23 protein-coding genes are annotated in these 19,978 nt (G+C 67.1%); 8 read left to right on the top strand and 15 right to left on the bottom strand.

Annotated elements, in window-relative coordinates:
* Positions 1–54: 54 nt before the first annotated feature.
* From PE061_RS15375 to PE061_RS15355, 5 genes are all read right to left on the bottom strand, one after another.
* Complete coding sequence (locus PE061_RS15375; RefSeq protein WP_271256117.1) at positions 55–882, bottom strand: DUF4198 domain-containing protein; 828 nt, start codon at positions 880–882, stop codon at positions 55–57.
* Between the two features lie 19 nt (positions 883–901).
* Complete coding sequence (locus PE061_RS15370) at positions 902–1,417, bottom strand: DUF2271 domain-containing protein (protein ID WP_271256116.1); 516 nt, start codon at positions 1,415–1,417, stop codon at positions 902–904.
* A gap of 12 nt (positions 1,418–1,429) precedes the next feature.
* Entirely contained in the window at positions 1,430–2,074 is a 645-nt protein-coding gene (locus PE061_RS15365; RefSeq protein WP_271256115.1) for a PepSY-associated TM helix domain-containing protein, read from the bottom strand.
* Positions 2,075–2,226: 152 nt separating this feature from the next.
* Positions 2,227–4,008, bottom strand: a complete 1,782-nt coding sequence (locus PE061_RS15360; RefSeq protein WP_271256114.1) for an ABC transporter transmembrane domain-containing protein — start codon at positions 4,006–4,008, stop codon at positions 2,227–2,229.
* Positions 4,009–4,049: 41 nt separating this feature from the next.
* Positions 4,050–4,382 carry a hypothetical protein gene (locus PE061_RS15355; protein WP_271256113.1) on the bottom strand — a complete coding sequence of 111 codons (333 nt, stop codon included), beginning with the start codon at positions 4,380–4,382 and terminating at the stop codon, positions 4,050–4,052.
* Between the two features lie 236 nt (positions 4,383–4,618).
* Between PE061_RS15355 and PE061_RS15350 the strand changes: the two genes are divergently transcribed.
* The gene (locus PE061_RS15350; protein ID WP_420794309.1) at positions 4,619–5,215 is read left to right on the top strand and encodes a DUF1993 domain-containing protein; all 597 of its coding nucleotides are present in this window, start codon (positions 4,619–4,621) and stop codon (positions 5,213–5,215) included.
* A 114-nt stretch (positions 5,216–5,329) separates the two neighbouring features.
* Here the strand turns inward: PE061_RS15350 and PE061_RS15345 are convergent, their stop codons facing one another.
* Both PE061_RS15345 and PE061_RS15340 read right to left on the bottom strand, forming a co-directional pair.
* Complete coding sequence (locus tag PE061_RS15345) at positions 5,330–6,097, bottom strand: SDR family NAD(P)-dependent oxidoreductase (RefSeq protein WP_271256112.1); 768 nt, start codon at positions 6,095–6,097, stop codon at positions 5,330–5,332.
* Complete coding sequence (locus PE061_RS15340) at positions 6,094–6,888, bottom strand: 3-hydroxybutyrate dehydrogenase (RefSeq protein WP_271256111.1); 795 nt, start codon at positions 6,886–6,888, stop codon at positions 6,094–6,096. Before PE061_RS15340 ends, PE061_RS15345 begins: the two co-directional genes overlap by 4 nt.
* A gap of 165 nt (positions 6,889–7,053) precedes the next feature.
* Between PE061_RS15340 and PE061_RS15335 the strand changes: the two genes are divergently transcribed.
* Positions 7,054–8,271 (top strand): polyhydroxyalkanoate depolymerase, encoded by a 1,218-nt coding sequence (locus PE061_RS15335; protein ID WP_271256110.1) that lies wholly within the window; start codon positions 7,054–7,056, stop codon positions 8,269–8,271.
* Between the two features lie 87 nt (positions 8,272–8,358).
* Here the strand turns inward: PE061_RS15335 and PE061_RS15330 are convergent, their stop codons facing one another.
* From PE061_RS15330 to PE061_RS15315, 4 genes are all read right to left on the bottom strand, one after another.
* On the bottom strand, positions 8,359–8,778 hold the full coding sequence (locus tag PE061_RS15330; RefSeq protein WP_271259217.1) for an ExbD/TolR family protein: 420 nt from the start codon (positions 8,776–8,778) through the stop codon (positions 8,359–8,361).
* Positions 8,779–8,803: 25 nt separating this feature from the next.
* Complete coding sequence (locus tag PE061_RS15325) at positions 8,804–9,271, bottom strand: ExbD/TolR family protein (RefSeq protein WP_271256109.1); 468 nt, start codon at positions 9,269–9,271, stop codon at positions 8,804–8,806.
* A 75-nt stretch (positions 9,272–9,346) separates the two neighbouring features.
* Positions 9,347–10,087 (bottom strand): MotA/TolQ/ExbB proton channel family protein, encoded by a 741-nt coding sequence (locus PE061_RS15320; RefSeq protein ID WP_271259216.1) that lies wholly within the window; start codon positions 10,085–10,087, stop codon positions 9,347–9,349.
* Between the two features lie 147 nt (positions 10,088–10,234).
* On the bottom strand, positions 10,235–10,840 hold the full coding sequence (locus PE061_RS15315; protein WP_271256108.1) for an energy transducer TonB: 606 nt from the start codon (positions 10,838–10,840) through the stop codon (positions 10,235–10,237).
* 360 nt (positions 10,841–11,200) lie between these two features.
* Here PE061_RS15315 and PE061_RS15310 point away from each other — a divergent pair, with 360 nt between their 5' ends.
* Complete coding sequence (locus PE061_RS15310) at positions 11,201–12,019, top strand: hypothetical protein (protein ID WP_271256107.1); 819 nt, start codon at positions 11,201–11,203, stop codon at positions 12,017–12,019.
* On the opposite strand, the gene PE061_RS15305 is transcribed toward PE061_RS15310, so the two are convergent.
* Entirely contained in the window at positions 12,007–12,420 is a 414-nt protein-coding gene (locus PE061_RS15305) for a dihydroneopterin aldolase (RefSeq protein ID WP_271256106.1), read from the bottom strand. The two genes, PE061_RS15310 and PE061_RS15305, sit on opposite strands and share 13 nt — an antisense overlap.
* Complete coding sequence (locus PE061_RS15300; protein ID WP_271256105.1) at positions 12,417–13,196, bottom strand: SDR family NAD(P)-dependent oxidoreductase; 780 nt, start codon at positions 13,194–13,196, stop codon at positions 12,417–12,419. Before PE061_RS15300 ends, PE061_RS15305 begins: the two co-directional genes overlap by 4 nt.
* 183 nt (positions 13,197–13,379) lie before the next feature.
* Between PE061_RS15300 and uvrC the strand changes: the two genes are divergently transcribed.
* The 4 genes from uvrC to PE061_RS15280 all read left to right on the top strand — a co-directional run bounded on the left by uvrC (position 13,380) and on the right by PE061_RS15280 (position 18,209).
* The gene (gene uvrC, locus PE061_RS15295; RefSeq protein ID WP_271256104.1) at positions 13,380–15,299 is read left to right on the top strand and encodes an excinuclease ABC subunit UvrC; all 1,920 of its coding nucleotides are present in this window, start codon (positions 13,380–13,382) and stop codon (positions 15,297–15,299) included.
* Positions 15,300–15,351: 52 nt separating this feature from the next.
* Positions 15,352–16,044 carry a glutathione S-transferase family protein gene (locus tag PE061_RS15290; RefSeq protein WP_271256103.1) on the top strand — a complete coding sequence of 231 codons (693 nt, stop codon included), beginning with the start codon at positions 15,352–15,354 and terminating at the stop codon, positions 16,042–16,044.
* 25 nt (positions 16,045–16,069) lie between these two features.
* Positions 16,070–16,465, top strand: a complete 396-nt coding sequence (locus tag PE061_RS15285; protein ID WP_271256102.1) for an MAPEG family protein — start codon at positions 16,070–16,072, stop codon at positions 16,463–16,465.
* Positions 16,466–16,568: 103 nt separating this feature from the next.
* Complete coding sequence (locus PE061_RS15280; RefSeq protein WP_271256101.1) at positions 16,569–18,209, top strand: FAD-dependent oxidoreductase; 1,641 nt, start codon at positions 16,569–16,571, stop codon at positions 18,207–18,209.
* A gap of 2 nt (positions 18,210–18,211) precedes the next feature.
* Here PE061_RS15280 and PE061_RS15275 read toward each other — a convergent pair whose 3' ends face one another.
* Positions 18,212–18,691 (bottom strand): hypothetical protein, encoded by a 480-nt coding sequence (locus PE061_RS15275; protein WP_271256100.1) that lies wholly within the window; start codon positions 18,689–18,691, stop codon positions 18,212–18,214.
* Positions 18,688–19,359: a nitroreductase gene (locus PE061_RS15270; RefSeq protein ID WP_271256099.1), complete on the bottom strand. Its 672-nt coding sequence runs from the start codon at positions 19,357–19,359 to the stop codon at positions 18,688–18,690. Before PE061_RS15270 ends, PE061_RS15275 begins: the two co-directional genes overlap by 4 nt.
* 57 nt (positions 19,360–19,416) lie before the next feature.
* On the opposite strand from PE061_RS15270, the gene pgsA reads away from it, so the two are divergent.
* Positions 19,417–19,974: a CDP-diacylglycerol--glycerol-3-phosphate 3-phosphatidyltransferase gene (pgsA, locus tag PE061_RS15265; protein WP_271259215.1), complete on the top strand. Its 558-nt coding sequence runs from the start codon at positions 19,417–19,419 to the stop codon at positions 19,972–19,974.
* Positions 19,975–19,978 lie beyond the last annotated feature (4 nt).

Genomic DNA, 19,978 nt, shown 5'->3' with positions numbered 1-19,978 from the left:
CGAAAGCCGCGGCGGAGAGCGCCTTCGGGACGAGGATGCGCGCGCCGCCGCCGGTCAGGGCGCCAGCACCTCGAGCGTCGAGACGTAGCCGAGGCGGCGCTGATCGGCGCCCTTCACGCTGACGTTCCTGTCGCTGGCCTCGGCGCTCACCCAGTAGAGGCCCGGGTTCGGCCACGTGATCGTCACCTTGCCCTCGGCGTCGGTCTTGAGGTCCATCTGGCCGAGCTGGTCGCGGTAACGGATGCCGCCCGGCACGACCTCGACCTCGATCTCCGCCGCGGGCTTGCCGTCGATCACGAACTGGAAGGTCGCCGCCTCGCCCGAAACGAGGTCGTTCGGGTGCGTCACCGGCACCAGCTCGAGTCCCTTGCCGCTCGGCTTCAGCACCGTCTCCGTCGGCGCGCCGAGCGTCACGAACACCTCGTTGCGGCTCCAGCTCTCGGAGAGCTTCACGTCGGTCGCCCCGGCGGGGATCAGCTTGTCGATGTCGGCGGCCGAGGCACCGCGTGGCAGGCGCTTCTCCTCGCCGTTCTCCTTGTAGCTGCCGAAGATGCCGCCGCCGGCGTTGGTGATCTTGTACGTGCCCTGCTTGGTCAGTTCGACGTCGAAGGTGCTGCGGTAGCGGCCGGTCGACGCGTTCTGCAGCGCCACTTCGCTGCCGTCCGGCGCCCACGCCTTCACGTTGCCGAGCCTGACCGGCTGGTGCTCGAAGTAGAACAGGTCGTTGGAGACGGCGGCGTCGACCGTCACCCAGCTCGACTGGCCCGACAGCACGGTGGAGGACGGCAGCATCCATTGCCGGTGCGCCTCGGCGGCGGTCGCGCCGAACAGCGCGGTGGAGACGGCGAGCGCGGCGAGCGTGCGGGCGGCTGCGGTTTTCATGGGTGTTGTCCTTTCGGGTTCAGCGTTTGAAGGCGGCGCTGACCGCGCCGAGTTCGGTACTGCCGGTCGCGCTTGCGGTCTGCCCCGGCTTCGGTGGCCACGTGAACGGCAGCTTCACCAGCTCGCGGCCGCCCACCTCGCGTGCGGCCTCCACGAGCAGCGAATAGTCGCCGGGTTCGAGCGTGCCGAGCGCATCCGCGCCGAAGCTGACCTTGTGGGTGCCCGGCGCCTTGGTCGCGCCGGTGATGCCGTCCGCCGGGAACGTCAGCCCGCGACCCGAGGCGCGCCACCACTGGCGCACGTCGCGCAGCCACTTGGTGCCCTCGTTGTCCTTCATGTCGTGGTCGTACCAGACGGCGAGCGTCTTCGCGGGCGCGCCGGTCTTCTCGAGCCAGATCGCCACGTAGGGCCGGTGATACTCCGCGACGCTGAGGCGCGGGATGGTGACGGTGAGGTCGATGCTCTGCGCGGCGGCAGGCGTCGCCAGCCCCGCGAAGGCGGCCCCGGTCATCACGATACGCGTGGAAAGCTGCATTTACGAAACCCTTCAGTGGATGAAAATCAAGGCGACGAGCACGGGAATGAGCAGCCCCGCCCCCACGATGGGCCACGTGCTCGGGCGCTTCGCGGCGTGAAGCTGGAGCAGGAACAGCCCGGTGATCGCGAACACGAGGCACGCGCCCGCGAAGATGTCGATGAACCACTTCCACGCCGTGCCCGCGTTGCGGCCCTTGTGGAGGTCGTTGAGGTAGGAGATCCAGCCGCGGTCCGTGCTTTCGGCGGTGGCCTCGCCGGTGGCGCGGTCGATCGCCACCCAGCCGTCGCCGCCGGGGCGCGGCAAGGCGAGGTAGACCTCGTCGGGCGACCATTCCGCCTCCCCGCCCGCCTTCACGGAGAACGTCTCGGCGACCCACGCCGCCACCGGCGCGGGCAGCGGCGCGCGCTCCGCCTCGCCGTCCTTCGGCGCGATACGCCCGAGCAAGGCCGCCGGAAGCTGCGCCGTGCGCTCCTCGATCACGGGCTTCGCCTCGATCTCGGCGGCGTGGTTGAGTGTGATGCCGGTGATCGTGAACAGCAAGAGCCCGACGAGGCTGACGGCGGAGCTCATCCAGTGCCACGTATGAAGCTGTTTCAGCCAGAAGGCCTTGCGGCTTTTCCTGGCCCCAGCCCGGTTGGGCGTCACACTGTGCATCGGCGCTGAATCAATCCCGTTCCTGATCGGCAGCGGTGTTAACGCGAACGATTCTCAGTTACAATATAAATTCCTGCATCGCCGCGACAATGCGGCCCGGCAGGCGCCCGGATGATACGCGTTTCCGCGCCGGAATCACCTGTCGGGACGTCTCAGGCCGCGTCCTCGAACTGCAGGCGCGCGAGCCTTGCGTAGAGGCCGCCCCCGGCCATCAGCTCATCGTGGCGGCCCTGCCCCACGATCCGCCCCTCGTCCATCACGACGATCCGGTCCGCCCCGCGCACGGTGGCGAGGCGATGCGCGATCACCAGCGTCGTGCGCCCCTGCATCAGCCGGTCGAGCGCTTCCTGCACCAGCCGCTCGCTTTCGGCGTCGAGCGCCGAGGTCGCCTCGTCGAGCAGCAGGATCGGCGCGTTGCGCAGCACGGCGCGCGCGATCGAGAGCCGCTGGCGCTGCCCGCCCGAAAGCCGCGTCCCCGCCTCGCCGAGGAAGGTGTGGATGCCCTCCGGCAGCGCGCGCAGGAACTCGGAGGCGTTCGCCGCGTCCGCCGCCGCCCACACCTCGGCCTCGGTCGCGTCCGGGCGGCCGTAGAGGATGTTGTTGTAGGCGCTCTCGGCGAAGACCACGCTTTCCTGCGGCACCATCGCGATCCGCGCGCGCACCTCGGCGGGGTCGGCGTCGCGCAGCGCCACGCCGTCCACGCGCACGGTGCCGCCCTCGGGATCGTAGAATCGCTGGATGAGCTGGAACAGCGTCGATTTGCCCGCCCCCGAAGGCCCGACGACGGCGACGGTCTCGCCCGGCGCGATGTCGAGCGAGAAGTCGCTGAGCGCCTGCGTCTCCTTGCGCGTCGGATAGCAGAAAGTGACGTCGTCGAAGGTCACGCGCCCCACCGGCGGCTGCGGCAGCGGCACGGGGTTCGCGGGCGCGGTGATCTGCGGCAGCGCGTTCAGCAGCTCCTTCATGCGGCCCGCCGCGCCCGTCGCACGCATCACGTCGCCGTAGACCTCGGTCAGCGCGCCGAACGCGCCCGCCACGATCGCGGCGGTGAGCACGAACGCGGTGATCTCGCCGCCCGTCATCACCTTGTCGATCACGTCCGTCGCGCCCTCCCACAGCACCAGCGTGATGCCGCCGAAGATGATGGTGATGACGATGGCGGTGAGCGCCGCGCGCATACGGATGCGCCGCCGCGCCGCCACGAAGGTCGATTCCACCGCGCGGGTGAAGCGCGCCGCCTCGTTCCGCTCCTGCGTGAACGCCTGCACGATGCGGATCGCGCCGAGCGCCTCGCTGACGATCGTGCCGACGCTCGCCACGCTGTCCTGCGAGCTGCGCGAGAGCGCCTGCACGCGCCGTCCCATGATCGCCATCGGCAGCACCGCGAGCGGGATGCCGAGCAGCAGCATACCGGTCAGCTTCGGGCTGATCGTGAACAGGTAGACGACGCCGCCGATGCCGAGGATGCAGTTCCTGAGCGCCATCGACAGGCTGCTGCCGACGACCTGCTCGATGATCGCGGTGTCGGCGGTCAGCCGCGAGGCGATCTCGGAGGGGCGGTTTTCCTCGAAGAACGAGGGGTCGAGCGTCAGCAGGTTCGCGTGCACGCTCTGCCGGAGGTCGGCGATCACGCGCTCCCCGAGCCACGACACGTAATAGAATCGCACCGCCGTCGCGATGCCGAGCACGGCGACGACGCCGAGCATCCCGATGAAATAGGGCGCGATCGTCGCGCTCGATTCCGCGCCGAAGCCGTTGTCGACGATGCGCTGGAAACTGCGCGGAATGGCGAGCGTCGCCAGCGCCGCGATGAACAGCGACACGAGGAATGCCGCCACCTGAAAGGGATAGCGGCGCGAAAATGTCCAGAGCAACCGCAGGTTGCCGAGAGAACGCTTTTCCTGCGGCGGCTTGCCGGACTCGCTGGTGCTCATTGCGGCGGATTAGCAGCGCCCGCGCCCGCGCTCAATGCCGCTCAGCCCTTCGGCGGCCAGCGCACCTCGATCTCGAGGCTCGCCGGGCGCCGCGCGGGCGGCGGCGGCAACTGGCCGACCTTGAAGAAAAGGTCGTCGGTGGAGCGCGTCAGGATCGGCTCCGCGCACGGTTTCACGATGTCGTAACGGGTGATAAGGCCGTTCCCGTCCACCGCCACGCGCACCCGCGCCACGCAGGTCGCCCGCCGCACCACCGCCGAGCGCGGCATCGACTGCGCCGCGCGAAGCACACCGGACGCCGCCTCGAGCCACGTCGCCGCAGCCGCCGCCGGCGCGGCGCCCGCCAGAACCAGAAACACCATGAACACACGCACGCACACCGCTCCCGCGAGATGGATCACACGCCCGCATTGCCGCCGAATGGTTTCCGGTTTCGGAAAACCGCCCGTGAATTTTTCGTGACAGCGGCGGAACGGAAGGAAGGATTCCCGGCGAGCGGCTGGCCGTGAGATCAGCGCAAAATCGGCCGGACCGCTTTCGTATCTCTGGCGTCTCTCTGGCGTCGAAATCCGGCAAAACCTATAGAGCCATGCGAGCAGGAAGATCCTCCATGCTTCCCGACCAGAAAAAGGGGACCGTCGTGGCACTTACGAACTTGCTCGTCCCGACCTATGTGCAGATGCTGAAAGCTCTGTCAGGCTGGCTGAACAAGGCTCAGGCGCAAATGCCGGACGATCAGGCGCAAGCGCTGCTCTCCGCGCGTCTCGCGCCCGACATGTTCCCGTTATCCACCCAGGTACGGTTTGCGTGCGTGCAGGCGCAGGAAGGCATGTTTCGGCTCAAGGGAGAGGCGTTCCCTGCGTCAATAGACGTTCTCCTAGATGAGGGGCGAAATGCCGCCGAGCGCCCGGGATCACTCGCTGACGCTCAGGCAAGGATCAACGAAACCATCGCACTGGTGGAATCCCTCGCTTCCGAAGAGTTCGATGAGTCCCCGGAAAGGCCGATCGCACATGCGCTTCCCATGGGCATGATTTTTGATCTTACGGCGGAGCAATATGCTCGCGATTGGGCGATCCCCCAGTTTTATTTTCACGTGATGGCCGCTTACGCGATCTTGCGGAGCGAAGGCGTGGACTTGGGCAAGGCAGACTACGTCGCCCACATGTTCGCCTACTTGCGCCCCGGCACAATGCCGTCGCAATGAAGCGCGGTGGGACTGTCGTCTGCCGGAAGCCGGTGAATGACCTGTTGGCTGGTCGGTCGCCTTTCTAGCGATGCGTTGTGCACCAATAGACCGTCGAACGCGCCCGCCACTACCCTACAGCGAATACCCGCCGTCGCTCGTCAGCAGCGCGCCCGTGATCGTCGCCGCACCGTCCGAAAGCAGGAACGCGATCTGCTGCGCGATTTCCTCCGCGCTCGCGAAGCGGCCGAGCGGCGTCGCGGCGGAGGCCATAGCCTTCAGCGCCGCCTCGCGGCTGCCGAGGTCGCGGACCATGTCCTCGAAGAAGTCCATGCCGTTCCAGATCGGCGTGTCGACCCCGCCGGGCAGGATGGCGTTCACGCGCAGCCCGCGCGGCGCGCCTTCCTTTGCCGCGACCTTTGCCAGATGCGCGGCGGCCGCCTTGGATGCGCCGTAAGCCGCCACGCCCGGCTCGGCCTTGATCCCGGCGACCGAGGACACGACCACGATCGCCCCCGCCCCCGTGATCAGCCGCATCGCCGCGCGCAGCGTCAGGAACGCGCCGTCGAGGTTCACCGAAAGCACGCGCCGCCATTCGTCGAACGCCAGCCCCGCGATCTCGCCCGCGCCGGACACCCCGGCGTTGACGACGGCGAGGCCGAGGCCACCGAAACGAGCCGAAATTGCTCGCTCGGCATCGTCCCACAGCGCGGGGTCGGCGACGCTGCCCGTCAGCTTCAGCACGTCCGCATCACCGAGCGTCAGCGCATCCAGCGCCGCGCCGTCGATGTCCACCAGCGCGAAGCGCCGGACGCCCTCGGCATGGAGCCGTTCGGCCGTCGCCTTGCCGATGCCCGACGCGGCGCCGGTGATGAGGGCGGCGGCGTCTTTCGGGAAACTCACCGCGCCGTCCAGCCGCCGTCAATCGAGAGGATGTCGCCGGTGAACGAGCGCCCGGTCTCGCCCGCGAGGAACACGGCGAAATCGGCGACCTCCTCGGGCTCGATGAAACGCTTGTTGGGCTGCGCGGCGAGGATGACGTTCCGCACGACCTCCTCCTCCGACATGTTGTGCACCTTCGCCTGGTCGGCCACCTGCCCGGCGACGAGCGGCGTCCGCACGTAGCCGGGGCAGATCGCGTTCACGGTGATGCCGGTCTCGGCGAGTTCCAGCGCCGCCGTCTTGGTGAGGCCGACGATGCCGTGCTTGGCCGACACGTAGGCCGCCTTGAACGGCGAGGCGACGAGGCCGTGCGCCGAGGCGATGTTGATGATGCGGCCCCGGTTCTTCGCCTTCATCGCCGGGATCGCCGCCTGCGTCGTGTAGAAGGCGGCGGAAAGGTTGATCGCGATGATCGCCTCCCATTTCGCCGCCGGGAACTCGTCGACCGGCGCGACGTACTGGATGCCGGCGTTGTTGACGAGGATGTCCACCTCGCCGAGCGCCGCCGCGCAGTCGGCGACGAGCTTCGTCGCTTCCGCGCCCTTCGAGAGGTCGGCGGGCAGGAACGCGCAGCGCACGCCGAAGTCCGCCTCGATCGCGGCGCGTTCGCGTTCGATCGCCCCGGCGTCGCCGAAGCCGTTGATGCCGACGTCAGCGCCTGCGGCGGCCATGCCCCGCGCGACCGAAAGCCCGATCCCGCTCGTCGATCCGGTGACGAGGGCGACGCGGCCCTCAAGCGTTTTCGCGGTCATGGCGTTCTCCTTTGCAGCATTTGCGAATGGCCCGCGGCGCCGTCGTTAACGGCCCGCTCATTGTGCAATGCAATAAACGATGGACTCGCGGTTTGCACGGGGTAAGCTGCGCGGGAAACGACCGGCGTTCGATGAAAACGCCGGCGTTCCGAGCGGGGTACTGCAATGATTTATCACAGCTACGAGCTGCATCGTTCCATGATGGCCGGGGCCAGCGCCTTCGCCAGTCTCGGCGCCAACTGGCTCGCGCATCCGTCGAATCCGCTGGCCTATATCGGCATGAGCCCGGTCATCGCGTCGGCGCTCGACGTGTTCGCGCACGCCTCCGCGCCGCGCGGCAAGCCGGAGTTCGGCATCGGCAGCGTCAGGGTCGGCGATACCGATGTCGCCGTGCACGAAAAGATCGCGTTCCGCCTGCCGTTCGGCCAGATCAAGCGGTTCGTGAAGGAAAGCGGCAAGGCGGGTCCAAAGGTGCTCGTCGTCGCGCCGATGTCCGGCCACTTTGCGACGCTGCTGCGCGGCACGGTGGAGCGGCTGATCCCCGGCCACGATGTTTACATCACCGACTGGCGCGACGCGAAGCTCGTCCCCCTCGACGAGGGCCGTTTCGATCTCGACGACTACATCGACTACATCGTCGCCTTCCTCGAGCACATCGGGCCGGGCACGCACGTGATCGCCGTCTGCCAGCCCTCGGTGCCGGCCTATGCCGCGGCGGCGCTGATGTCCGCGAAGAAGCACAAGGCGCGGCCGCGCTCGCTCACCATGATGGGCGGGCCGATCGACACGCGCGAGGCGCCGACCGAGGTCAACACGCTCGCCACCGGGCGTCGGCACAGCTGGTTCGAGCACAACGCCATCACCACCGTGCCGCCGATCTACGCAGGGGCCGGCCGCCGCGTCTATCCGGGGTTCCTGCAGCTCGCCGGCTTCATGTCGATGAACCTCGGCAACCACATGATGAGCCACTGGGAGATGTTCAAGCATCTCGTCGTCGGCGACGGCGAAAGCGCCGATTCGACCAAGGCGTTCTACGACGAGTACCGCGCCGTCTGCGACATGACCGCCGAGTTCTACCTGCAGACCGTGGACGCGGTGTTTCAGCGCCACCTGCTGCCGAAGGGCGAGTTCATGCACCGCGGCACGCGGATCGACCCCGGCGCCATCGCCGACGTGGCACTGCTGGCGGTGGAAGGCGAGCGCGACGACATCTCCGGCATCGGCCAGACCAAGGCGGCGCTCACGCTCGCCGCCGGGCTCCCGGCCGCGAAGAAGAAATACCTGCTCGCGAAGGAGGTCGGCCACTACGGCATCTTCAACGGCCGCCGCTGGCGCGAGAAGATCGCGCCCGTCGTCGAGGACTTCATCGCGAAGCACGATTGATCCGGCTGATCCGGCATCTTCCGCGAACGGACAAAAAAGGGGCGAACCGGAAGGTCCGCCCCTTTCCTTTTGATCGGAGGCCCTGCCCTAGTTGGCGTAGGCCTCGTTGCCGACGAAACCGATCTTCGTGACACCGGCCATCTGCGCCTGCGCCATGACGTTGTTCACGACGTCGTAGCGCGTCAGCGCGTCGGGCTTCAGATGGATTTCGGGCTGAGGCTCCATGCGGGCCGCGTCGTTGAAGTACGAGCGCAGCGTCGACATGTCCACTTCCTGATCGTTCCAATAGATCGTGTTCAGGAAGTCGATGCTCACGCGGTTGATCACCGGATCGACCTGGGAGTTCTGCGGCTGGGTCTGGTTCGACGGGAGGTCGAGCTTCACCGCGTGCGTCTGGATCGGAATGGTGATGATGAACATGATCAGGAGCACCAGCATCACGTCGATCAGCGGCGTGGTGTTGATGTCCACCATTTCGCCGCCTTCGGAGCCGCCGCCTACGTTCATTGCCATTGTTATGGTCTCCTTGCGGCTAGCGGCTGACGGAGCCGACGGGCGGCTCTGAAATGAAGCCGACCTTCACGAACCCGGCACGCTGCATCGTGTAGATCACGCCGCCGATGTTGCTGAACTCCGTGCCCGCGTCGCCGCGGATGTGGACTTCCGGAAGCTCGATCGGCGTGCCGGCTTTCTCCTGGCGTTCGATCTCCTTCCTCAGGTGCGCGACCGCCTTGTCGAAAAGCTCCCGCTTGCTGTCGAGGCGCTGGACGCCCCAGAAGAGGTCGCCGGAGTTGTTGACCGCGATCAGCACGTTTTCCGGCTTCGTCGTTGTCGGCATGCTGCTCACTTTGGGAAGTTCGAGCGGCACGGTCTGAATGACCACGGGAACGGTGATGAGGAAGATGATCAGCATCACGAGCATGACGTCCACGAGGGGCGTCGTGTTGATGTCCGCCATCGGCGCGTCATCGTCGTCCGAGGGTCCTACTTGCATCGCCATGTCTAGCGATCCTTCCTGATATCAAACAAATCGGGAGGGGGCGGCGGCAAGGCCGCCGACGCCCCCTTCGTGCGATCAGGCCTTCGGAGCCGCAGCGGGGGCCGCCACAGTCGTGCGCCCGACGCGGGAACCCGAGATCAGGTAGCCGTGCACGTCGGCCGAGAAGTTGTTCAGGCGGTCCTGAACGTCCTTGTTGCGGCGGATCAGCCAGTTGTAGCCGAGCACGGCCGGAACGGCCACGGCGAGGCCGAGCGCGGTCATGATCAGCGCCTCACCGACCGGACCCGCGACCTTGTCGATCGAGGCCTGACCGGCGACGCCGATGTTGATGAGCGCGCGGTAGATGCCGACGACGGTGCCGAACAGGCCGACGAACGGCGAGGTCGAGCCGACCGAGGCAAGGAACGCGAGGCCGCCCTGCAGCTTGGCGTTGATCGCGTGCGTCGAGCGCGCCAGCGACATCGTGACCCACTCGTTCTTGTCGATGGTGTCGGTCAGGCGGCCCTCGTGGTGGTCGGCAGCGCGCAGGCCGTCATCGACGATCTGGCGGAACGCCGAGTTCTTGTCGAGCTTGGCGGCGCCGTCCTTGAGGCTCGGAGCCGACCAGAACTTCTTGTCGAGGTCCTTGGCTTCGATGAGCAGCTTCCGCTGGTCCCACCACTTCGTGAAGATGATGTACCACGAAAAGAGCGACATCAGGACGAGGATGGCGAACGTGCCCTGCGCGATCGGGCCGCCCTGCTCGAGCGCGGCGCGGAGGCCGTAAGGGTTCTCCGTGGAGACCTCTTCAGCGGCGAACGCCGGAACCGAGACCATCAGCGTGCCGAGCGCGACACTCGCCGTCAGCGCGGCGCGCGAAACCAGATTCTTCATATGTAGTCCCCTAGACTGAATATGGATGTGTAGACGTGTAGATACGAAATCTCCACGCACGACCGGCAACGGTCGCCCGCGGATGATCCGCTATTTCGGAATCTCCCAGCGAAACGCCTGACTACGCGTTTCCTGAACCGGCTGACCGTTGGCGAGCGCCGGCTTGTATTCAAAGCGCCGCTCGATCAGAGAGCAGGTCCTCTCATCCAGGGACTTGGAGCCACTCGAAGTCTGGATGCTGCAACTGCCCGGCGCAACCTTGCCGTCGACGCCGATTGTGAAGCGAGCGACGGTCACGCCTTCCTGTCCTGCACGAAGGGCGTCGGAGGGGTAGTCCCTTTCCCCGATCTGGTTGCTGAATTTCCGCTTCGGTTCCGCGCGCTTCGTCGGCCCGGCGGGAGCCGGCGGCTCGGGTTGCGGCGGTGTGACGCGCACGGGCTCGGGGCGCGGCGTTTCGGTCTGGATGGTGATCGTGGGCTGCGGCGGCGCGATCGTCTCGACGACCACTTCGGGCGGCGGCACGTAAGGTGGAATCTCCTCGAGTTCCGGAGGAGGCGGCGGCGGCTCTTCTTCAACCTTGGTGTCTTGGACCTCGAACGTCTCCAGCGGACCCGTCACGACCTTGACCACGCGCAGCGCGAGGCCGCTCACGAAGGCGTAGCCGAGAACGGCGTGGAGAAGCGCAACGAGCGCCAAGGAGACCATGCGCTTCGAGCTTACGCCTTGATCTGCATATGCCATGGACGCGGGTTACTCCCTCTTAGCTGACCCTTAACCATCGACCCCATTGGAGCCGATCAGAAACCGGTTGCGGCTTTGACCGCAATCTTATCCTTTTTTTCAACGTTCATGAAGCGGTTGAAAACCGCCTCAAACCGTCCCTGACGCGACCTACTAGCTTGGGCGCTCTACACCCGCAACTGCTTTGTGGCAGGGTTGTGGCGCGTGCGCCCGTTCGCCCAATTCATGCCACGGTCATGTCAAACATGGCCCAAATGCGTTAAACTGCGAACAGATATGGATTTTGTGCGACTTTATAACAAAAGGGACAGCCTGATGCGCCTCTGGGCTTTTTTTGCGATTCTTCTCTCGGGAACGCTGCTTCCGCTTGGCGGCGTGTCGGCAAGCCCGGGGCGCGCCGACCTCGTGGCGCTGACCACCGAGGCGCGGATCATCGTCCGCGCGGAGATCACGAAAGCCGCGCGGCTCAGCGAAAAACTGTCTCCCGGCCTCGCCCCCGGCTTCCGCCGCTTCCTGATCACCGCCGAAATCAGCAACGTGCTGATCGCGCCCGGATCTGTTCCGAAGGAAATCGAGTATCTGGTCGACATCGGGGCCGATCCGCGCGGACGCACGCCCAAATTGAAGGGGCTCCCCGTGCTGCTGTTCCTTGCGCCGGGGAGCCGCGAAGCGCAGTTCCAGCTCGTCCGCCCGTGGGCGCAGGTGGACTGGACGGCCGAGCGCGACGCCTACGTGCGCGCCGTCGCGGCCGAAGCCGTCACCGCCCCGGATGTGCGCGACATGCGGATTTCCGGGCTCGGGCAGGCGTTCCATGTCCCCGGCAGCCTGCCGGGCGAATCCGAAAGCCAGATATTCATCCAGACGAAGGCCGGGAACCCGGTGTCGCTCGTGGTGCTGTCGCGCCCCGGCCAGCCCAGGGCGTTCAGCGTGGCCACCGGCGACATCATCGACGACGCCGCGGCCGGCGTGAAGGACGGCAGCCTGCTCTGGTATCGGCTCGCCTGCGGTCTGCCCCGCAGCCTTCCCGCCTCCAGCACCTCGACGCTCGATCTGGCGGACGCCGCCGCCGCGAAGGCGGACTATCGTTTCGTGCTCGATCTGCTCGGCCCCTGCGACCGCGCCTATTCGGAGTAGCCGGGCGGCAGCGACGACAGCTCGACGCCCACGAAATCGCAGTCGGGATAGATGTCGGGCTTTGCGGTCGCGACGCGCAGCGCCAGCACGCCCTTGCGCGCCGCGATGATGTCGTAGACCGCGCGGCAGAAGGTTTCCTGCAGGTTGAAGCGCCGCGCCGCCGCCAGCGTCTTCACGGTCTCGCGCAGGAAATCGTAGTTCCACGCGCTCTTCACCTGATCGTCGGTGGGGAAAGACGCTTCGTCCACCCAGATGTCGACATCGACGCGCAGCCGCTGCGGCGCGCCGACCTCGAAGCTGTGGAAGCCGATGTCGACGAGCAGTTCGTAACCGTGAAGCCGAATCCGCCGCGCCTTCGGCGCCAGCGCCTCGGGGACGAGGCCGCGCGGCGCGGGGCTCATGAGCCCTCTCCCACCATGAAGGCGACGTCGCGCGGCATACCGAGCATGTGCTGCCCCGCATCGAGCACGATCACCTGGCCGGTGATCGTCGGAAGCGCGATCAAATATTGCATCGTCATGACAACATGCTCCACCAGCACGCCGCGCCGCAGCAGGTTATACACATGCGCGCGCTCGAAGTTCTCCCGCGTCTGCGGGCCGCTGACCAGCGTCACCGAGGGCGCGATGCCGTTCACGCGGATGTTGGGGGCCAGCGCCCGCGCCTGAAGTTCGGTGAGCCCGGCGAGGCCGAGCTTGCTCACCGTGTAGCTGTAGAAATCGGGATTCGGTGCGGCGACCTTGGCGTCGAGCAGGTTGAGCACGAGGCCGCCCCGCCCCGCGCAGCGCGCCGCGAACTGCTGCGTCAGCAGCGCCGGCGCGCGCAGGTTGACGTCGATCTGCACGTCCCACTGCGTTGCCGCGAAGTCCGCCTGCGTGTCGTAGCGGAACACGGACGCGTTGTTGATGAGCAGGGAAACCGGCGGATTTCCGGGCTCCAGCCGGTCGAACAGCGTGCGGCACGAGTCCGCGTCGGCAAGGTCCGCGCGCACGATCGAGGCGCTGCCGCCGCCCGCCCCGATTTCGGCGGCGAGCGCCTCCGCCTCGGCCACCGATTCGTTGCAGTGGATGTGGACGTGCCAGCCGTCCGCCGCGAGCGCGCGCGTCAGCGCGGCGCCGATGCGCTTCGCGCCGCCGGTGACCAGCGCGCTTGCGGGACTGCCGAACTCGGGTGTCATCGGCGAGCGCTTACCCGCCGGCGTTTCAACGGGCAAGCCGCTGCCCGTTTTTTCGGCAGCCGGGGCGCGTCAGTGCCAGCGCGGCACCGCGCCATATGTCCAGAGACTTATCCACAGACGCCGGGGACAAGTCATTTCCGTGACAGTTGAGAGGTCCGCCTCCCTCGCCTACATCTGAAGGCGATGGCTGAACCCCCGCAGATTGACCGCTTTTCCGAGGAGCAGGCGACCTATGCCGTGCGCGGGCGCGACACGCCCGATCTCGATGCGGGCGTGGCGGCGATCCGCAACGTGCTGAAGACGCTTCCGGCGCGTCCGGGCGTCTACCGGATGCTCGATGCGGGCGGCGACGTGCTCTACGTCGGCAAGGCGCGCAGCCTGAAGAACCGCGTCACCAACTACACGCAGGTCGCGCGCCTGCCGAAGCGGTTGCAGCGCATGGTGTCGCTGACGCGCGCCATGACCATCGTCACCACGGCGAGCGAGGCCGAGGCGCTGCTGCTCGAGGCACAGCTCATCAAGCGTTTCCGGCCCGCGTTCAACGTCCTGCTGCGCGACGACAAGAGCTTCCCCTTCATCTTCCTCAACGAGGATCATGCCTTTCCGCGCATCTCCAAGCATCGCGGCGCGCGCAAGGGCAAAGGCGTCTACTTCGGCCCGTTCGCGAGTGCCGGCGCGGTCAACCGCACGCTGAACGCGCTCCAGAAGGTGTTCCTGCTCAGAAGCTGCTCGGACAGCTTCATGGCGAATCGGGCCCGCCCCTGCCTCCTGTTCCAGATCCGCCGCTGCTCGGCGCCGTGCGTCGACCGCATCGACGCGGCGGGCTACGCCGAGCTCGTCGCCGATGCGAAGGACTTCCTCGACGGCAAGAGCCAGTCGGTGCAGCGCAAGCTCGGCGAGGCCATGCAGGCGGCGGCCGAAAAGCAGGACTACGAGCTTGCCGCCGTCTATCGCGACCGCTTGCGCGCGCTCACCTTCATTCAGGGCCAGACCGGCACCGCCGAGGGCGTGAAGGACGTCGACGTCATCGCGCTCGCCGAGAAGGCCGGGCAGTTCTCGATACAGGCGTTCTTCATCCGCGGCGGCCAGAACTGGGGGCACCGCGCCTTCTTCCCGAAGAACACGGCGGGAAGCACACCCGAGGAGGTGCTGGGAAGCTTCATCGTCCAGTTCTACGAGGACATGCCGCTGCCGCCGGAAATCCTCGTCGACCGCCTGCCCGCCGAATGCGAGCTGATCGCCGAGGCGCTCTCCAGCCGCGGTCCGCGCAAGGTGGCGATCCGACGGCCGCAGCGCGGCGCGCTCAAGCGCCTCGTCGATCAGGCGGCGCGCAACGCCGTCGAGGCGCTCGACCGCAACCTCGCCGAGGGCGCCACGCAGACGAAGCTGCTCGGCGAGCTCGCCGATCTCTTCGAGCTGCCGGAACCGCCGCGCCGCATCGAGGTCTACGACAACAGCCACATTCAGGGTTCCAACGCCGGCGGCGCCATGATCGTGGCGGGGCCGGAGGGTTTCCTCAAGAACAGCTACCGCAAGTTCAACATCAGGGATGACGCGATCACGCCCGGCGACGACTTCGGCATGATGCGCCACGTGCTCGGCCGCCGTTTCGCGCGGCTCGGCAAGGAAGACCCCGACCGCAAGGGCTCCGACTGGCCCGACCTCGTGCTCATCGACGGCGGCAAGGGCCAGCTTTCCGCCGCGATGGACATCCTCGCCGAGCAGGGCATCGACGACGTGACGCTCGTCGGCGTCGCCAAGGGGCCGGACCGCAACGCCGGCCGCGAGGTCTTTCACCTGATGGACGGCCGCGAGCTCACCCTGCCCACGAACAGCCCGGTGCTGTTCTACCTCCAGCGCCTGCGCGACGAGGCGCACCGCTTCGCCATCGGCGCGCACCGCGCCAAGCGCAGCAAGGCGATCACCGCCAATCCGCTCGATGACGTGCCCGGCATCGGCCCGGCCCGCAAGCGCGCGCTCCTCATGCACTTCGGCACGGCGAAGGCCGTCCGCTCCGCCGCGCTCGAATCGCTGATGGCGGCGCCGGGCATCTCGAAGACGATGGCCGAGACGATCTACGACCACTTCCATCCGCGCGGATAAGGACTAACGTCGAGCGCGACTCGAATCGGGCCTTTCGGGGAGGGACCGCCGCATGATGAAGCTCTACACCGCCGCGACGCCGAACGGCTACAAGGCCTCGGTCGCGCTCGAGGAAATGGGCTTCGACTACGAATTCGAGAAGATCGACCTCACCACCGGGGTGCAGAAGCAGGACTGGTTCCTGGAGATCAACCCGAACGGCCGCATCCCCGCGCTCGTCCACGACGGTTTCCCGATCTTCGAATCGGGCGCGATCATGCTCTACCTCGCCCGGCTCTCCGGCAAGTTCTACGGCACCGACGCGAAGTCGCAGAGCCGCGTCGAGCAGTGGCTGATGTTCCAGATGAGCGGCATCGGCCCGATGATGGGGCAGGCGAACGTCTTCTACCGCTACTTCCCGGAAAAGATTCAGCCCGCCATCGACCGCTACCAGAACGAGGGCCGCCGCCTGTTCGAGGTGCTGGAACGCCAGCTTTCGCGCACCGAATATCTCGCGGGCGACTATTCGATCGCCGACATGGCGAACTGGTGCTGGGTGCGCACGCACAAGTGGTCCGGCATCTCCATCGACGGCCTGCCGAACCTCCAGCGCTGGCTGGAGGCCATCATGGCCCGCCCCGGCGTGCAGAAGGGCATCACCGTGCCCGAGGACATGCGCGCGCGGATTCGCGACGACGACGAGGATTCGGCGAAGGCCTTCGCCGAGCAGGCACGCAAGATCGTGGTGACGGGCAAGCCCGCCTGATCGCCTTCAAAGGGGGAGGAAACTCATGCAGATGTACCCGCTGACGCTGATCGGCACGCTGGCGGCGCTTGCCGTCTACGTGTGGGCGTCGATCCCGGTCGGGCAGGCGCGCGGCAAGTTCGGCGTCAAGGCGCCCGCCACCACCGGCCACCCGGAGTTCGAGCGCGCCTTCCGCGCCCACCAGAACACGATGGAGCAGCTCGTGCTGTTCCTGCCGCTGGTCTGGATCGTGGCGACGCTGTTCGGCGACCTCTGGGGCGGCCTCTATGCGCTGGCGTGGGTGGTGGGCCGCATCGCCTATGTGATCGGCTACATCAAGGACGCCGAAAAGCGGAACGTGGGCTTCCTCATTTCCAGCCTTGCCAGCCTCGCGGCGCTCGTCGGCGCCGTCGTGGCGGTGGTGATCGACCTCATACGCTAGGCACGGTTACGATTTTCCGGTTCCAAAACCTGCACTACGGTATAATAATCCCTCAAACACGCTTGCCGCCGATGACGGTTGCGGCGCGATCGGGGAGGTGCGGATGCAGGAATTCGATGTCGTCGTGCTGGGTACGGGCGCGGCCGGGCTGACCGCCGCGATCACGGCGCACGAGCAAGGCGCGCGCGTCGGCATATTCGAGAAGTCGGAGCGCGTCGGCGGCACCACGGCATGGTCGGGCGGCCAGATCTGGATCCCCAACAACCCGCACCAGATCGCGGCGGGCAAGACCGACAGCCGCGAGGAGGCGCTGACCTATCTCGGCGCGCTGTCGCACGGCCTGATCCCGGACGACATCGCCGCCGCGTTCGTCGATTCGGGCGCCGAGATGGTGCGCTTTCTGGAAGAGCGCACGCCCGTTCGCTTCTACAGCGTCAGCGAATTCCCCGATTACCACCCGGAGCTGCCGGGCGGAAAACCGGAGGGCGGCCGCACGCTCGAATGCCCGCCCTACCCGTTCGGCGACCTCGGCGCATGGAAGGACCGCGTCGAGGTATCGCCCTATTTCCCAGACTATCACATCGCTGTGGGCGAAACGACATTGGGTCAGCCTGTCCCGGTGCCGATGCCTCCTGAAGAAAGGCAGCGCCGCATCGACAACGACGAACGCGGCCTCGGCCATTCGGTGATCGGGCGGCTGCTGCGCGGCTGCCTCGATCGCGGCATCGCGCCCGCGACCGGGCACCGCGCCGTCGAGCTCGTCATGGAAGGCGGCCGTGTCGCCGGCGTCGTTCTGGAAACCGCATCCGGCCGAACGGAGGTCCGCGCGCCCAACGTCATCCTCGCCACCGGCGGTTTCGAATGGGATGCGGACCTCGTGCGTGCGTTCCTGCGCGGGCCGATGACGCATCCCGTGTCCGTCCCCACCAACACCGGCGACGGCCTCAAGATGGCGATGCGCGCGGGCGCGATGCTCGGCAACATGCGCGAGGCGTGGTGGGCGCCGGTGATCGAGGTTCCCGAAACATTGGTGTCGATGAAGCGGCAGTTGATCAGCGCGGGCCGCACGCTGCCCGGCACGATCATCGTGAACGCAGACGGCAAGCGCTTCCTCAACGAGGCCGCGAACTACAACGCCGCGGGCGCCGCGTTCCACGAGCAGGACACGGCGACGTCCTCCTACAGGAACCTGCCCGCGTGGGTCATTTTCAACCAGCGCTTCTACGACAAGTACGGCTTCGGCGGCGGGCTGCGCACCGAATATGCCGCCGGAGAGCGCGCGCCCGACTGGATCGCCTACGGCGAGACGCTGCACGCGCTCGCCGAACGCCTCGGCATCCCCGGAGACGCGCTCGCGGCAACCGTCGAGCGGTTCAACACGATGGTCCGCGCGGGCTACGACGCGGATTTCCGCCGCGGCGAGAGCGCGCACGACCGCTGGTGGGGCGACCCCGCGTTCAAGGGGCAGAAGCGCGGCACGCTGGGGCCGATCAAGGACGGGCCCTACTATGCGGTCGAGCTCAAGTGCGGCGCCCTCGGCACCAAGGGCGGCCCGCAAACCGACGCCGACGCACGCGTCGTCGACCTCGACGGCAACGTCATCGAGGGCCTCTACGCGGCGGGCAACGTCATGGCATCGCCGATGGGCATGACCTATGGCGGCGCGGGCGGCACGCTTGGGCCGGCGATGGTGTTCGGCTATCGCGCCGGGCGGCACGCCGGGCGCCACAACGCGGTGAGATAGGCTCAGCCGCCGCAGCGCTTCAGGAAATCCTCGATCATCGCCTTGCCGGGGCGGGCGTGGAGCGTCATCGCCGTGCCCTGCCCGGCCAGCGTCACGGCCTTGCCCGCCCAGTCGCGCACGAACGCCGGGGGCAGGCCGACACGGGCGACGACGATCATTTCGCCCGACGGGTGATGCTGGACCCACGCCATCAGCGACATGATCCGGTTCGGCGGCCCGACGAGAAGCTGGGTGCGCGTGCCCTCGGCGACCGACAGGCTCGAATCCGCGGTGAAGAAGGCGAGTTCGAACACCTTCGCATCCCGGTCGCACACCGCGAACAGGTCGATGTCGTCGCTGTTCGGCACGCCGTACACGAGCTTCACGGCATTGCCTTCGGACGGTTCGGCGTCGAAGATCGCCCAGCCGCGATTGTAGGTCGGCGGCCGCGTCGCGCAGGCCGCGACGAGCAGCAGCATCGCAAGCGCGGCCACGCGTTTCATAGGCCGCGGAACTCCGCGAACTCGGCAAGCGGCACGCGCTTCGCATGGAGCTTGTTGGCGGGATCGTCGGGGTCCTTCCAGCCGATCGCCATGCCGGTGAACAGCATCCACGCCTCCGGCGCGTCGAGGAACGCCCCGATCGTCTTGGGATACATCGCCCAGCACTCCTGCGGGCAGGAATCGAGCCCCGCCTCGCGCAGCAGCAGCATCACGTTCTCGAGATACATGCCGAGGTCGGACCACTGCGGCGGCCCCATCGTGCGGCTGACGTAGCAGAACAAGGCAACCGGCGCGCCGAAGAACATGAAATTGCGGGCGAACCAGCGCCGGCGCGCGTCCCTGTCCTCGCGCGGAATGCCGATATGGCCGTACATCTCCTCGCCGACCTGAAAGCGCCTTGAGGCATAGGGTTCGCCGAGGGCCTTCGGGTAGATGTCGTACTCCATCTCCTCGCCGCGCGGCGCCTCGACGATCCGCTTCGCCATGATCTCCTTCAGCCGCGTCAGTTCGTCGCCGCCGACGACATAGATGTGCCACGGCTGCAAATTCCCCCCCGAAGGCGCGCGCGCCGCCTTCCCGATGATCTCGCGCAGCAGCGCCGGATCGACGGGACGGTCGAGGAAGCCGCGCACCGAGCGGCGGGTTGCAATCGCTTCACTGACGTCCACTTCATCCCCCAAAGCCATGTTGAGCACGCGCATACGATAGCCTAACGTCCGCCCATGCTGTCCAGCCTTCCCAATCTGCTCACACTTTCGCGCATCCTCGCGGTGCCGCTTCTGGTCATCCTGATGTGGAACGCGAACTGGATCGGCTATCTTATTGCATTCATTCTCTTCTGTATCGCCGGTGCCACCGATTATCTCGACGGGTATCTCGCCCGCGCGCAGGGCACCGTCTCGAAGCTCGGCGTTTTCCTCGATCCGATCGCGGACAAGATCATGATCGCGGGCGTGATCATCATGCTCGTCGAGAACGATATTGTCAGCGGCTGGACCGTGATTGCCGCGATCATCATCCTCATCCGCGAGATCACGGTTTCGGGGCTGCGCGAATATCTCGCCGGAATCCAGGTCTCCGTGCCGGTCAGCCAGCTCGCCAAGTGGAAGACGGCGTTCCAGATGATCGCGCTCGGCGCGCTCATCCTCGCGGGCGCGGCCAACATCAAGATGACATGGCTCCCGGCTTACGAGGTCGGCGTCGTCTCGCTCTGGGCCGCCGCGATCCTCACGCTCGTCACCGGCTACGACTATCTCAGGGTCGGCCTCAAGCACATGGCCTGAAACC

This window comes from Sphingosinicella microcystinivorans (genome assembly GCF_027941835.1).
Lineage (GTDB): Bacteria > Pseudomonadota > Alphaproteobacteria > Sphingomonadales > Sphingomonadaceae > Sphingosinicella.
This window is presented reverse-complemented; position numbering and strand designations above follow the sequence as displayed.

What these genes read in the sequence shown, in the direction of transcription:
- PE061_RS15300 (WP_271256105.1), bottom strand. Translation starts at nt 13,196, where the DNA reads ATGACACCCGAGTTCGGCAGTCCCGCAAGCGCGCTGGTCACCGGCGGC.
- PE061_RS15305 (WP_271256106.1), bottom strand. Translation starts at nt 12,420, where the DNA reads ATGAGCCCCGCGCCGCGCGGCCTCGTCCCCGAGGCGCTGGCGCCGAAG.
- PE061_RS15275 (WP_271256100.1), bottom strand. Translation starts at nt 18,691, where the DNA reads ATGAAACGCGTGGCCGCGCTTGCGATGCTGCTGCTCGTCGCGGCCTGC.
- PE061_RS15365 (WP_271256115.1), bottom strand. Translation starts at nt 2,074, where the DNA reads ATGCACAGTGTGACGCCCAACCGGGCTGGGGCCAGGAAAAGCCGCAAG.
- PE061_RS15285 (WP_271256102.1), top strand. Translation starts at nt 16,070, where the DNA reads ATGCAGATGTACCCGCTGACGCTGATCGGCACGCTGGCGGCGCTTGCC.
- uvrC (WP_271256104.1), top strand. Translation starts at nt 13,380, where the DNA reads ATGGCTGAACCCCCGCAGATTGACCGCTTTTCCGAGGAGCAGGCGACC.
- PE061_RS15375 (WP_271256117.1), bottom strand. Translation starts at nt 882, where the DNA reads ATGAAAACCGCAGCCGCCCGCACGCTCGCCGCGCTCGCCGTCTCCACC.
- PE061_RS15290 (WP_271256103.1), top strand. Translation starts at nt 15,352, where the DNA reads ATGATGAAGCTCTACACCGCCGCGACGCCGAACGGCTACAAGGCCTCG.
- PE061_RS15360 (WP_271256114.1), bottom strand. Translation starts at nt 4,008, where the DNA reads ATGAGCACCAGCGAGTCCGGCAAGCCGCCGCAGGAAAAGCGTTCTCTC.
- PE061_RS15330 (WP_271259217.1), bottom strand. Translation starts at nt 8,778, where the DNA reads ATGAACGTAGGCGGCGGCTCCGAAGGCGGCGAAATGGTGGACATCAAC.
- PE061_RS15350 (WP_420794309.1), top strand. Translation starts at nt 4,619, where the DNA reads ATGCTTCCCGACCAGAAAAAGGGGACCGTCGTGGCACTTACGAACTTG.
- PE061_RS15325 (WP_271256109.1), bottom strand. Translation starts at nt 9,271, where the DNA reads ATGGCGATGCAAGTAGGACCCTCGGACGACGATGACGCGCCGATGGCG.
- PE061_RS15335 (WP_271256110.1), top strand. Translation starts at nt 7,054, where the DNA reads ATGATTTATCACAGCTACGAGCTGCATCGTTCCATGATGGCCGGGGCC.
- PE061_RS15340 (WP_271256111.1), bottom strand. Translation starts at nt 6,888, where the DNA reads ATGACCGCGAAAACGCTTGAGGGCCGCGTCGCCCTCGTCACCGGATCG.
- PE061_RS15280 (WP_271256101.1), top strand. Translation starts at nt 16,569, where the DNA reads ATGCAGGAATTCGATGTCGTCGTGCTGGGTACGGGCGCGGCCGGGCTG.
- PE061_RS15370 (WP_271256116.1), bottom strand. Translation starts at nt 1,417, where the DNA reads ATGCAGCTTTCCACGCGTATCGTGATGACCGGGGCCGCCTTCGCGGGG.
- PE061_RS15310 (WP_271256107.1), top strand. Translation starts at nt 11,201, where the DNA reads ATGCGCCTCTGGGCTTTTTTTGCGATTCTTCTCTCGGGAACGCTGCTT.
- PE061_RS15320 (WP_271259216.1), bottom strand. Translation starts at nt 10,087, where the DNA reads ATGGTCTCGGTTCCGGCGTTCGCCGCTGAAGAGGTCTCCACGGAGAAC.